Raw genomic sequence first — 13871 nt, forward strand, 5'->3', positions numbered from 1 at the left:
AGTTGGCAGATACGCATCTGTAAGTTGGCAGATACGCATCTGTAAGTTGGCAGATACGCATCTGTAAGTTGGCAGATACGCATCTGTAAGTTGGCAGATGCGCATCTGTAAGTTGGCAGATACGCATCTGTAGGTTATGCAGATACGCATCTGTAAGTTTGATATTAATTGAAATAGTAAAGGAAGACAGCCACGCCTTCGAGCGCTTTTTTCTTCTCGCCCTCGATTTCGATAGTGAATTTGATTTCGGCCTTTGCCACGCCGCGCAAATTGGTCAGCGACTGAAGCGTTGTCACCAGACGGATGCTCTGGCCCGACAGGACGGCCTGGCCAAACTTCATCTTTTCGATGCCATAGTTAATCATCATCTTCAGATTGTTCACCTCCATAATTTGGTTCCACAAATAGGGCAGCATGGAAAGGGTCAGATAGCCGTGCACAATGGTGCTCTTGAAGGGGCTTTCGGCCTTGGCACGTTCGGTGTCGACGTGTATCCACTGGTGGTCCAGTGTGGCGTCGGCAAAAAGATTGATACGCTCCTGCGGAATCTGCACATATTCGGACACACCAATCTGCTGGCCTACCAGCTTCTCGAATTCTTCATACGAATTAATAATCACTTTTTCCATAGATATCTTATATATTGTTACAGCTTTTGATTTTGGCACGGCAAATATCGCATTTTCTCAACAAATGGCAAAGAATTTAACCGGACGAATGCACCCATTTAAACAAGTTTCGGCTATACTCGCCGTTAATTACTGCTTTTCGGTGAGGTATTTCCAGTAGCGGACGGGCATATCCTGACGGTGTTTGCGCGGATTGAGTCGCTCGCGGATGCAAATAGCCTTGAAATACGTCTGCCAAAGCTGCTGGAAGAGGCGCTCGTCGGGATCCATCAGGTGCTCGTTCAGGCGACCGGTGAGCAGGTGGGTGGCAGCGGGGATGTCGGAGTCGTCGAAGGTGACGTGGCGCACCTCGTTTCCGTCGTAGTAAAAGCCGTAGGCGCGACTCACGTCGTAGATTAGCCAGCGTTGGTCGGCCAGACGGTCGCGGAAGTGGTCGACAACCAACGGCAGAGCGTTCTTCACCGGCTCGACAGCGGCGAAGTAGATACCGTCCGCCGCCTTCTGGAAGCGGATGAATTGGATGAGATGCCACTTTTCCGTCTCCACACGCTTCCACATGCGGGCAAAAGCCAGCACGTCGGGATCGGCAAAGTTCGTCTCAATGGAACTCGGCGCGTCGATAACTTTACAGATGTAGCGGAAGAGCACGATAGGCGTTTCTGCCTCCTCGGCCAGCCAGCAGCGGGTCAGGCAACGCAAGGCGCCTGCCGAGAGCTTCTTCTCCAGCCCGCGCCAGACGCGACGGGCCTTCTCGGCGTCGGTCACCACCGTGAACGCTTCGTCATGGAAAAGCGGAAGCGGCTCACCCTCCACCGACAAGACGTCGGGGAAGGTGCGCCGCGCATAGGCTTCGAAGACAGCCGTCAGCAGGCCGTCGAAGGAATTATCAAACTGAAAAACGGTCTGCATCGAATGCCGCCTACTGCTTGTCTAACTGCTTCAGCATCTCCTCCACAGCACGCTCCAGCTGGGTATCTTCGCCGCGCAGCTGCGATTCGGGTGAGTTGTAGACTTCGATGTCGGGTTGCAACTGGTGATTTTCCAGGTAGCGGCCGTTCTCGTCTTTCACACCTACCTGCGGAATGCCGAAGACAAGCGACGAGTCAAGCTGACGTTCCCACCATACGGCGGTCATCGTACCCGGCACGGGGGCACCGATAAGTTTACCCAGACCCAGCGTCTTGTAGACTACGGGGAAACCGTGGGCATTCGAATAGTTGTTCTCGCACATCAATACGCACGAAGGTTTCAGCCAGCGGTTGAAGGGGTCGCTGCCGATGTACTGCCCACGCGGTTCGAAACGCTGATATTCCTTGCCACTGAGCAGCACGGCCAAGTCTTCGTGCAACCATCCGCCACCATTGTGGCGCACGTCCACGATGACAGCCTCCTTATTGCGGCAGCGTCCCAGCAGTTCGGAGTAGACTTCACGGAAACTCTGGCTGTCCATGCTCTTGACGTGCACGTAGCCCACACGTCCGCCAGACAGATGGTCCACCATCTCACGCCGTTGCTCCACCCATCGCTTGTACAGCAGGCCCGAAACGGTACCTGGTGACACAGGCTTCACCTGCTCGTCGAAGCGCTTGCCCGTAGCGGGATCATAGACGGAAAGCATGACGCGTTTGCCCACCTTACCGGCCAGCAACGGGAAATAATCCTCACCTGCTTTCACCGGCTGCCCGTCTATCTGTTCAATGAGGCAACCCGCCTTCACCCGGCAACCGGCCTTGGATAGCGGGCCCTGCTTCAGCACCTCGGCCACTTTCAGGCCATCGCCTTGATACTGTTCGTCGAAGAAGACGCCCAGTTCGGCTACTGTCGGTGCCGACATCTGTGCGCTGTAGCGTGCACCCGTGTGCGAACCGTTCAGCTCACCCAGCAGTTCGGACAGCATTTCCTGGAAGTCGTAGTTGTTGTTGATGTGCGGCAGGTAGCGTTCATAGGCCTTGCGGTAGCCGTCCCAATCGACACCATGCAGATCGGGGTCGTAGAACTTGTCTTTCACCTGACGCCAAATGTGTTCGAAGATGTAGGCGCGTTCTTCGGCCATCCGGTAACGGAAGTCAGCAGCGAAGCTCACGTTGTCCACCTTGCTTTCGGAAACGGTGACTTTCTTGATTGTTCCACCGGAGAGCAGGTAGATGTATTTGCCGTCCTTGTCGATGGACATACTGCCGCCGCCCACATTCTTGATAAGCAGTTTGGTAGAATTATCACGGAAGTTGCGCTCCCACAAGTCATATCCGCCTTCAAAGGCAGCGCAGTAGTACAGCTTGTCACCCTTGGGCGTCAGTACGGCGTCGCCCATGTGCGAGGAGTTAATGGTAAGCCGCTTGACGCGGTCCTTGCGGTTCTCCAAGTCGAAGACGAGGGGCTCCACTTCTTCGTCTTTCTTCTCATCCTTGGCCTTCTTTTTATCTTTTTTCTTGTCTTTTTCCTCTCTCTCAGCCTTTTCTTTCGCTTCCTTCTCTTCTTTCTCTGCCTCTTCCATCAGGGCGAACTCCTCTTTGGAGAGATTAAACTTGTCGTAGGCCTCAGCATCGAAAAACATGATATACATATCGTCTTCCGCTCCCCAGCTGCCGTGACTACGATAGCCCGCACGGTCGGACGACCAAATCATGGCCTTGCCACCCAGAACCCATTTCGGATTGTTGTCGGAATATCCACTCTCGGTCAGGTTCGTCATTTCGCCGCTACCGTCAGCCTTCACCAGCACGATATCGGTGTTGTTCCATCCGCCCACGCTGATGTACTTGGCCAGAAACCAGCGGCTGTCTGGTGACCACTGATAGGTCTGGTCGCCGTCGGAGTACGAATAATTGTACTTGCCGTCGAGCACCGTCCGCACCTTGCGCGACTTCAAATTAATGACGCACAGCGTGGTACGACCTTCGAGAAAGGCCACTTCCTTACCGTCGGGTGAGAAGGTGAGTTGGAAGGACGTCCGTCCCGAAACCACCAGCGGTTCTTCCTCCACACCGACAGCATAGGTGAAAAGCTTCTCTTCCTTGTCGGTCAGGCGAGCCATATAAATACCCCACACACCATCGCGCTCGGCGGAGTAGACCAGTGAGCGGCCGTCGGGGCTGAAGCTCAGGTTACGTTCCTGCTGGGGCGTGTCAGTAATGCGACGGGTAGTTTCATACTCCATTGAGGTAACGTAGACATCGCCATGCACGATAAAAGCTACCTCCTTGCCACCGGGCGACACAGCTATATCTGTCGCCCCACCACGCAGCAACTGGTTCACTACGTCGCGTTCCAGACGGTCAGAAACGATGGAAACGGCCACCTTTCGCGGTTTTTCACCCTCGCGCAGGGTGTAGAGCTCGCCGTCGTATGTATAGCATAACAGACCATCCGCAGACACGGTGAGCGAGCGGACGGGATGGGTGGAGTGATACGTCAGCTGGTGTTTCTCCGAACCGCCGACCGCAGCCTTCCATACGTTGAAGCTGCCACTCTCCTCGCTCAGATAATAGAAGGAATGGCCGTCGGGTGCCCACACGGGTTCGCGATCTTCGCCGGCAAAGTTGGTTATTTTCTGATAGGAACGCTCCCCGTCGAGGGTACACAGCCAGATGTCTTTCGTAATAGACGACTGGTGATGCTTGCGCCAGGGGTCTTCATACCCCTTCTGATCTTGATAGAGCAGGCGGCTACCGTCCTTACTGAACGAAAGTTTCTGCATGGCCAGCGACGAGAAGAGCACAGGCCGCCCGCCTTCAGTGCTCACCGCATAGATTTGCGGAAAGAGGGATGAAGGAAACTGGCTGTCCTTCACGTCGGGGCGAATGGAGGCTGTAAAAAGCACCGTCGTGTCGTCCTTGAAGGTCTCAGGATATTCGTTGCCCGAGTGGGTGGTAAGGCGTCGGGGTGCCCCTCCCTCACGGGATACCACATAAACGTCGAAACTACCTTCACGATCGGACGCAAAGGCGATGTAACGACCGTCGGGTGACCACACAGGATGTGTATCGTGCTTGGGGTTTGTGGTGAACTGGACGGCCCGCCCGCCTTCAGCAGGAACGGTATAGATGTCACCTTTGTAGGTGAAAGCTATCTCCCGTCCGTCGGGCGACAAGGCGGGATAACGCAGCCACAGGGGTGCGTTGTCTGCCTGAGCCCACAGGGAGCAACAGGCAAAAAGGGGTAACAGAAGTTTCTTCATAAATCAATAGATGGTAAACGAATTGTTATTAGGCTTCGAAAATAATCATTTTATTCCAATTGAGCGAATAAATAGAGAAACTTCTCGCCCAATCTATTCGCCATTCCCGAAGTCCAGCGTCAGTTGTCTATCGTTATCGGTCTTTGTATTTCGCTTCACCAGCAGGCGGCGCACTCCCTGGGGCGTCAACTCGTTCACCGTCAGCATGGGCAGTTCACTGCAAATGATGAAGTATTGCGCTTTCTTCATCACCGCTCCCAACTTCTTCAACTGGTAGCAGCCCAGCCGTCCGAAGCGGCGCGAAGCCACGATGAGACGGGCGGACTTCACCCCGATGCCCGGCACGCGGAGTAGCATCTCGTAGTCGGCCCGGTTCACGTCGACAGGGAATTGCTCAGGGTGGCGTAAGGCCCATGCCAGCTTTGGATCCACCTCCAAGTCGAGGTCGGGATGGGCATCGTCCACAATTTCGTCCACCTTGAACTGGTAAAAGCGCATCAACCAGTCGGCCTGGTAGAGACGGTTCTCGCGCACCAGCGGCGGCTGCTTCAGAACAGGCAGGCGCGGGTCGTAGGCATTGACAGGCACGTAGCCCGAATAGTAAACACGGCGCATCGTGGGTTGACCATAGAGAGCCGACGATAAGCGCAGGATGTCCTTGTCCGTCTCATTCGTGGCGCCCACAATCATCTGCGTACTCTGTCCGGCCGGTACAAAGCGTGGCGCATGGCGGAACTTCTTCCGCTCCTCATGGTTCTCCAGCACTCCCTGCCGGATGTATCGCATAGGGGCATACACGCTGCGATGATCCTTCTCAGGTGCCAGCAGTTTCAGGTTCTCCTCCTTGGGAATTTCGACATTCACGCTCAGGCGATCGGCATAGAGCCCTGCCTCGTGCACCAGCTCCTGCGAAGCTCCGGGTATGTTCTTCAGGTGAATGTATCCGTTGAAACGATGTATTGTCCGCAGATCCTTGGCCACACGCACCAGACGTTCCATGGTGTAGTCGGGGTTCCGCACCACGCCGCTGCTCAGGAAAAGCCCCTCAATGTAGTTGCGGCGGTAGAACTCCATGGTGAGTTCCACCAGCTCGGTCACCGACAACGTGGCCCGTGGTATGTCGTTGCTGCGTCGATTAATGCAATAGGCACAGTCGTAAATGCAATAGTTGGTAAGCATCACCTTGAGCAAGGAGATGCAGCGTCCGTCCTCGGCAAAGCTGTGGCAGATCCCCACTCCACCCACCGTATTGCCCACCATGCATGCCTTACCGCGGCGCACGGTGCCGCTCGACGAGCACGACACATCATATTTAGCCGACTCGGCCAACACCTTCAGTTTGTGGAGCACTTGTTCGTTCATCTGTCTTCCTTTCACCCATTTTCCTGCAAAGGTAACAGAAAAAATGGCTCATGTAACCCCAAAAAATATTTTTGAAACCGAAACGTACTTGTGCAGCCCTCAAGGGCAGGCTTCTTTTCCCGAAAAGCCGGCTACATTCGCGGCCGTAGAGGATTTGCCCGGAAAAATATTTCGAAAAAAACGGTCAGAGTTTTTGCAGTTTCAAATAAAGCTGTACCTTTGCACGCCGTAAGCTTAACACCCTGCCGATATAGCTCAGTTGGTAGAGCAACGCATTCGTAACGCGTAGGTCGCCGGTTCAAGTCCGGCTATCGGCTCCACAAAAGAGATGCTTCCCGCCCGGACATCTCTTTTTTCTTTTCAGACAAATGCGTACCTTTGCAGGGTAGAAAACATCGAGTTCCATGACGAAAAAGAAAGCATTCTCCTTCAGCCTGCTCATCTTGGCAGCAGCCTGCGTCCTTGGTTTAGCCGCCGGTTATCGACTTTTGCTGGCCCCTCAGTTCCATCCGGGGGAAAAAACTTATATCTATATAGACCGCGACGACACGGCTGACTCTGTCTACCACAAACTGCGCCAGACAGCTGCACCCGGCAACCTGACCGGCCTGCGCTGGGCGGCCCGCCTAAAGCAATACCCGAAGCACGTCAAGACCGGCCGTTACGCCATCTTCCCGGATGACAACGCCTACAACCTTCTTAACCGCCTCTTGCGCGGTCAACAGGAACCGATGAACTTAGTCATCGGCAGCGTGCGCACGCTGGACAGATTGGCCCGCAACGTAGGCAGCCAATTGATGATAGACTCGGCAGAAATCATGCAGGCTCTGCGCGACACTGCCCGATGGAGCCGCCAGGGTTACACGCCTGAAACCCTACCCAGCCTGTTCATTCCCGAAACCTATCAAGTCTACTGGGACATGGACACGGAAGACTTTCTTGCCCGCATGAAGAAAGAACACAACCGCTTTTGGAACCAGTCCCGACGGGCCAAGGCCGACTCACTGAGCATGACACCTGTTGAAGTTGCAATTCTTGCCTCCATCGTGGAGGAGGAAACCAATAACCGACAGGAGAAACCGATGGTAGCAGGGCTCTACATCAATCGCCTGCGCATCGGCATCCCTCTGCAAGCCGACCCCACCGTGAAGTTTGCCCTACAAGACTTCTCGCTCCGCCGTATCACCAACGCCCACCTGAATTTCCCCTCGCCCTACAACACCTACCTTAATGTCGGACTTCCGCCAGGTCCCATCCGAATTCCCTCGCCCGCCGGCATCGACGCTGTCCTCAACTACGCACGCCACAACTATATCTATATGTGTGCTAAAGAAGATTTCTCGGGTACACACAATTTTGCATCAACCTACGCCGAACACATGCAAAATGCCCGAAAATACTGGAACATGCTGAACAAAAGAAAGATTTTCAAATAAATCTGCACAATATCCATCAACAACCGGGACTGTTAGTTCACCATCGTTATAGATAGAGATGTGATGTGCATCATGTGAGCTGATAAAATGAAACTATTCCTCCCAAGTAATCAAATTCCGATCGAGAGGAATGAAATACTGAGAACCACGTTCACCTGTTATGATGTAGCTATTGGCAAGATGTTCGTCGAATTTCTCTACGAATGCCTTTCTTATGCGGGCGATATTCTCATTCAGTGCATTTCCCAAAGGGTTGACTACCTTAGTAATAGTGAGGTTGAGTCTGGCTTCGTCTGTATTGGGGCGTAGTTGTTTGTAGATATTGAAAAGCTCGTTGTAATAATCCTGCATGTGCTTGTAGATTATACCTTTTGGATAGCGCAGATACAGGAAATAGATTGCTTTGGGCAAGGCACCCATCTCGATTTCCATGTTATTGTAGTCAGGAAGGAAGATGCGATAGTCCGTAGTGATTATCATGCGAGACAACGGCTCCTGCTTGTCTATGAACTCATGTATTGCCATCAACGAAACGCCTTCAAGTCTGAGCTTCTGAACGGTCATACGAAGTTCTCGCAGGACTTTTGCCGTCTCGATTAGACTCTGTTCCTCGGCTAATTCTTCTGTTTTCTCTGGAATGTTTTCGTTGTCAGACATTCTGGAGTACTTGCCTTCATGACGCTTAGCCGATCCAAGAAGACGTTCCAACCATCCTTTTTTGCTGTTTGATGTTTGATGCTGCTTACGATGAATATTTCTCTCTTCTTCACGACATACTTTAAGAGTAGAAGGATCTTCGGAAGGACAAGATATCGACAATTCATTGTCATTTATAAACTCCATTTCCAGACATGCAGAATGACATGATGTGGGAGCTAAAGGTTGGTTACACATTATCTCCCGATAATATGATTCACGCCTTTCTACCACCAAACGCATCAGACTTTCAAGAGATTTCGCATTATTAGTGAAATCTATATCTGATAGCAGTACCTGCAAGAACTTAGCATCACCATGATATCCTTCCTGCATCCCTTCAAAGACAAACGATGGCATCAGGTTCTTCCTCGTGTCATCATCTGAAATATATGGAACGAATGCATTACTCCGAACTCCAGTTACAAGGAGTTTTGGGGATAGGTAAGGAGCATAGTACCTGACCTTTGCTTCAATATCATGTTCTCTCAATAAGTATGGCAGGTAGTAAAAATCCATACCTATATTTGCAAACATGGATTTCAAATCAAAATAATTATTGCGGATGAAGTTATTCGCATCTGCATCATAGCCATTCTCGATGTAGAACACCTGATTGTGATCCGGCCGAAACGGTAATTCCTTGAATAGTATTTCTTTCACTGCCATTACTTTATTTCTTGTTTGTGCGCCGGCAAGAAAAACCTTGCCAGCGCAATTGTTATTATGTTATTTCTTTCCAAATAGCTTGTTCAACAGACCCTTCTTCTTTGGTTCTGGTTCGTGCGGCCTTACTACAGACTCATCATCATCTGCAAAAAAGTCGTTGCTTTCGACCATTGACGCACACGTACCCAGAGATGCCATTTTATCCGCCATCTTATTGTAGAACTTGCTACGGCTGCGGCATTCCTTCTTGAACATGGCACATGTCTCTTCCGCATTTGCTGAGAAGCGAAGTGAGTTCTGTATGCCAATCTCTCCGGCTACTTTCTCTACATCTTGATCTGCGCCAATGTAAGTGAATGTCCATCCCATCTGACGGAGTTCTTCAACAAGAGATTTTATCTGGTGACCAGTCCATGTGCATGATGCATTCTCATAGCCATCAGTGATAATGGTGACAAGCACACGATCGACATGAGTCACCTTCTGTTGGAGTTCGCTGATACATGTGCCCATAGCGTCATAGAGAGCTGTACATCCAAGTAGAGGATAATCTTCCTTAGTGATGTTGCGAGCTTCTGCAATAGGCTTCACTGAATAGATACGGTTGAGAAAGTGCTTACCGGCGCTGAACGATGCCAGTGTAACATACTGCAGCAGTTCAGGATGTTCCTCTTGTGCCATGCGGATGGTGTCAAGGGTTTCGTTTACACCTGTGAGTGCCTGAGTGTAGATGGTTTTCATTGACCCTGATGCGTCAAGAATAATGAGATTAAAAATCTTTGAAGTTTCCATACTTTTAAATTTAAAATGTTGAACTTTTTGTTGTTTGACGATGCAAAGTTACACTGCTTTCACCACCACATCAAGAAAAAACATTTTGCAAGTCTTGCAAAACAGAATCCTCACGCATCTCTTCCTCTATATCGGAACCGCTCACTCCTTTTCCGGGAATTGCCGGTGTTGTTTCCTGCAATCGAATTCTTCCCATAACCCAAACGGGCGTCCATTTCTTCTTCAAGCATCTTCTCCAATAACAAGACAGGCAACTGATTCAGAAACTTGCTCACATCGGCTTCTGTCTTGAACCGGGTAAGGAGCTCCTCGTTCAACATCTCATCGGCACTACTTGATTCCTTTCTTTCATAAGCTCTTCATTTTGCAAATCTATAAAATAAAAAAATACGGAACTCTAAACTGAATCCCGTATTTCCCATTTACACAAAACTTGGATAGTGCCTCATAATATAATTTGAGAACTCTGATTTGGCAACCTCCTTTTTCAAAGAAATGCCAGTTTTTGAATTATCGGTAATAGCCACCACTGAAACTCAATTGCTAACAAGCTCGTTAACAATTTCTTTTTACAGTAATTGTTTTATCTTTATAATCATATGATGCTGGAGTATGAAGATGTAAATCCCATATCCTCTCATTCTGAACCTTTATTCATTTTGATATAGTCGTTATTGTTAATAATTAAAGAAGTAGTACTTTTTGCTTCCAATATGCTATTTTATTATCCTAATCTTGAAATCTTCAAGGAACATTTCTTTGTTCTCCTCGATTAATTTCTTCACCTTAACCTCTTCTGTCTGGCGAATGAAGCGGCGAACCAATTTACTATACTCCTTTTCTATTTCATCGCGCGTGAAGTTGGTGCTGCGCAGCATCGCCATAAACTTTCCTTCCGATTGCAGGAATTCATAGAATTCGTTTGTCTTGGTAAAATAGAATTGCATCTCCTGCTCGCGTTCCTCTTCCGTTGCATTCAGTCGGGCAAGCATCTCAAATATTGATACCAGCCTGCTGCCAGAACCTCCAGTGCCCTGTTCCTTTTTAGGCTTGGCTGGTTCATCTTCCGGCTCTTTCGGAGATTCAATCTCCACTTCGTCGCTTACGAGTAAACCTATCTCTCCATCAAAAGTGGTTTGGATTGCACCTATGGGGTCTTGCGGCTCAAACAATGAGCGATAAATATTGCAATACCGCTGCCAAAAATCTATAAACACAGCTTCTGTATATTTTACATCCAGTTCAATAACACCTTGTAATAATACCAGTAGAGAATTATAACGACCTATGGACTTGCGTAAAGCTTTTGCAGGGTCATCATTATTTGTTGAATTAGCTTCTTCATTACCGGCACTAAGTTCTTGCGTATATTGTGTATGAGCGTCAATCATATTTTTCACCCACGCACGAATATCCGCATCCATATCAAGACATAGCACTGCATTAGCCTCTTCATTATTGATAGACTGGCGATAGCGGTCAAACCATTTAAGATATATCGGTTGTGTCAATAAACCGCGATACAACTCCTGAATAATAGCCTTTTCACGAAGCGGATCAAAATCCGTGATAACCATGCCACAAAACTTAGCAAAAGCCTCGCGAATATTCTTTTCATTGACATTACCGAACGAAAAATCTATTATGTGGCAATCTTCTTTGTATTTCGTGGTACGATTTACACGCGAAATCGTCTGAATGGCATTGATATCTCGAATTTCTTTGTCAAGGAACAACGTATGCAATTTAGGCTCATCAAAGCCGGTCTGTAATTTATCCACAACGATGATAAGGCCGTTTTTAGCGGTTTTAAAATTATCAATCACCTTATCTTCTGCTGTGCCATTGTTCATTGACGAACATTTCTCATATTTTTGATTATCAGAATATACAATGGCTACAGGTGCATCTGCATATTTTGCAAAAACACCGGATGCTGTCTTTTCCGACATCAAACGACGAATAATTTTGCAATATTGTATGGCAATAGGTATCGAGTTGACAGCAAACATAGCTTTTCCCGTTCCTCGAATTTTCCCATATACCAGAGAAAGCAGACGATTAACAACAAATTCGGCGATAGCCGTCATACGGTCTGTATTCTCATATATTTGCTTTTTTGCAAAAGAAATGTGCTCAACTTGTCCTGAATTCATGGCTTCAGTTACCGCCTGCAATACACCATTCGGAAGTTCAAAGTACATTTTCGCAGGTACGGGAATAATATGTTTTGTCGGGTCAAGAATATAACCGTCAGCAATCGCTTCTTTCATCGTATAAGCGTCAAAGGGGCGCCAAAGTTGATTAAAATTGGTACTTCTATGAAATTCTCCAAAACGAGCTAATACTCGGTCGCTGGGAGTAGCAGTAAAACCAACTATCAGATTCTTCTTTGCCGAGCCTTTGGTAAGGAATCCGCCGTCTTCATCAAAGATATCTTGAAGTTCATCGAATGCGGAATACATTTCCTGATGAACATTGTCTGTATTTGAGCGATGAATTTCATCTATGAGAAATGCAACGCGCATATTCTTGAAATCCTCACCGGCCTTTTCAATAGCTTTTTTAAGTTCCCAGAATTTCTGAATATTCACGACGATAATGCGGCGTTTGTCGTTCAATGCCTTGATAAAGGTGTCTTGGTCGGTTGCTTCCACGAACATTGCTTTATCAATGTTCATATTAAGCATCATTGAATCAAGCTGGTCGCGCAGTTGCAAACGATCCACGACAAGTAAAATCTTGTTATAGACCCATTCTCCTTTGTAGCGCAGGTCTTTGAGTTGCAATGCTGTCCAGCCGATAATATTACTTTTCCCGAATCCGGCGGCATATTGCAATAAAAGCGAATAGACATATTTGTTGTTGCAGTAGCTGTCTCTCTCGGCAATCACACGTTCGATTAAATCCTGCTGGGCATTGAGCATCTCCAAATCAGCCCGCAGGCGGTTGATGAAATACGCTGGTTCGCTTTCATGGTCAAGAAATTCCTGTACACGATCCATAATACGGTCGCATCCAAATTTCTGCTTCGGACGCGGACATATCAGACGACCCGATTTATCCTTGTACTCTTTCTTTTGTACCTTATGACCATTTTCTGTTACGGTTATCGTTTTATAGGTATAAGCCATAAAGTTATAGTAGAGAATTTCTTTTTCAATCATTTTCTTGGAGTACAACGAACGCATCGCCTCCTCGAAGTACGTCTCGGATCCGGTTGGTTGCTCCAATTGTTTTATTGGCAACGGCTTAAATGTTTTTTCTACTATCGGGCGGAATGAAGAAATCGAGAATGTATTGTCTTGGAAACCCCGTTTTGCTTCATCAAAGAATTGCCCCGGATCCCGTAATATATAAGTATCTGTAATATCTGTGGTTACGAGATGGAGGGATTTCTCGAACGGACGGAGCATACGTCGGCGAAGTGTTTGCGAAACATCATTGCCATTGGCAATTTTAGTATATTCCCACACGGCCTCGAGGTAATCTGTTATTATTTTGTTCCGACCGTTTGTTTTGGCTGTCTGATTGGTGAAATTACTCTTCAATTCAGCATAACCAAGAAAAATTCCGTTGACAAAAAACGATATATCTGGTCGAAACGCAAATATCTTTTTGCCGTCGTAATGGAACGAATAGGTCATTTCTTCAACTGCTGCGAATATGTTTTTCTTGAAATCTTCATCGCCACTCAACTCTGTACCGCTGACATAGATGAGTTGCAGCGTTTCTCCCTCGAATGTAATTGTACGATTCTTATTCAAGAAGATTGCGACATTGGCACTCGCCTCGATCTTCTCGCGTATCATATTCATAACAGCGCGAAGCAACTTCTGTTCATCGTAATTATATTCACTCTTTTTGAGCAGATTGTTCCATGCTTTGCGCGAATTATCCTTTATAAATTCGTGTAGATTGGCAGGAATAAAGAGATCTGACGAAACGGCATTATTTTTCACCTCGCGGAATCCTATACCATCTGCACGGCGACAGAAGAAGTCCATTACATATTCACTTTGCAACTCAAGTTCGGTCATATTTAGTAGCTTTTTTAGATCGGTGATTTTCTATGCAAATAAAACTCTTATAAATATTATATAAACATTA

The 13871-nt window shown here is 48.2% G+C and carries 9 protein-coding genes and 1 tRNA gene; 2 read left to right on the forward strand and 8 right to left on the reverse strand.

The window, feature by feature from the left end; translation table 11 throughout:
• Nucleotides 1–164: 164 nt before the first annotated feature.
• The 4 genes from Q0Z70_RS06570 to Q0Z70_RS06585 all read right to left on the reverse strand — a co-directional run bounded on the left by Q0Z70_RS06570 (nt 165) and on the right by Q0Z70_RS06585 (nt 6168).
• On the reverse strand, nt 165–629 hold the full coding sequence (locus Q0Z70_RS06570) for a MaoC family dehydratase (RefSeq protein ID WP_298073320.1): 465 nt from the start codon (nt 627–629) through the stop codon (nt 165–167).
• Nucleotides 630–758: 129 nt separating this feature from the next.
• Complete coding sequence (locus tag Q0Z70_RS06575; protein ID WP_298073321.1) at nt 759–1538, reverse strand: TIGR03915 family putative DNA repair protein; 780 nt, start codon at nt 1536–1538, stop codon at nt 759–761.
• Nucleotides 1539–1548: 10 nt separating this feature from the next.
• On the reverse strand, nt 1549–4806 hold the full coding sequence (locus Q0Z70_RS06580; protein ID WP_298073322.1) for a S41 family peptidase: 3258 nt from the start codon (nt 4804–4806) through the stop codon (nt 1549–1551).
• 93 nt (nt 4807–4899) lie between these two features.
• Nucleotides 4900–6168, reverse strand: coding sequence for a putative DNA modification/repair radical SAM protein (locus Q0Z70_RS06585; protein ID WP_298073323.1), 1269 nt, complete (start codon nt 6166–6168; stop codon nt 4900–4902).
• A gap of 244 nt (nt 6169–6412) precedes the next feature.
• Between Q0Z70_RS06585 and Q0Z70_RS06590 the strand changes: the two genes are divergently transcribed.
• Both Q0Z70_RS06590 and mltG read left to right on the forward strand, forming a co-directional pair.
• Nucleotides 6413–6488: transfer RNA gene (locus tag Q0Z70_RS06590), tRNA-Thr, on the forward strand.
• 84 nt (nt 6489–6572) lie between these two features.
• Entirely contained in the window at nt 6573–7604 is a 1032-nt protein-coding gene (mltG, locus tag Q0Z70_RS06595; RefSeq protein WP_298073324.1) for an endolytic transglycosylase MltG, read from the forward strand.
• A gap of 93 nt (nt 7605–7697) precedes the next feature.
• Here the strand turns inward: mltG and Q0Z70_RS06600 are convergent, their stop codons facing one another.
• From Q0Z70_RS06600 to Q0Z70_RS06615, 4 genes are all read right to left on the reverse strand, one after another.
• Entirely contained in the window at nt 7698–8969 is a 1272-nt protein-coding gene (locus tag Q0Z70_RS06600) for a hypothetical protein (RefSeq protein ID WP_298073325.1), read from the reverse strand.
• A gap of 60 nt (nt 8970–9029) precedes the next feature.
• On the reverse strand, nt 9030–9710 hold the full coding sequence (locus Q0Z70_RS06605; RefSeq protein WP_298073326.1) for a VWA domain-containing protein: 681 nt from the start codon (nt 9708–9710) through the stop codon (nt 9030–9032).
• Nucleotides 9711–9871: 161 nt separating this feature from the next.
• Nucleotides 9872–10081: a hypothetical protein gene (locus Q0Z70_RS06610; protein WP_298073327.1), complete on the reverse strand. Its 210-nt coding sequence runs from the start codon at nt 10079–10081 to the stop codon at nt 9872–9874.
• A gap of 396 nt (nt 10082–10477) precedes the next feature.
• Complete coding sequence (locus Q0Z70_RS06615; protein ID WP_298073328.1) at nt 10478–13801, reverse strand: DEAD/DEAH box helicase family protein; 3324 nt, start codon at nt 13799–13801, stop codon at nt 10478–10480.
• Between the last annotated feature and the right edge of the window lie 70 nt (nt 13802–13871).

The sequence above is a fragment of the uncultured Bacteroides sp. genome (assembly GCF_947632445.1).
Classification (GTDB): domain Bacteria; phylum Bacteroidota; class Bacteroidia; order Bacteroidales; family Bacteroidaceae; genus Bacteroides.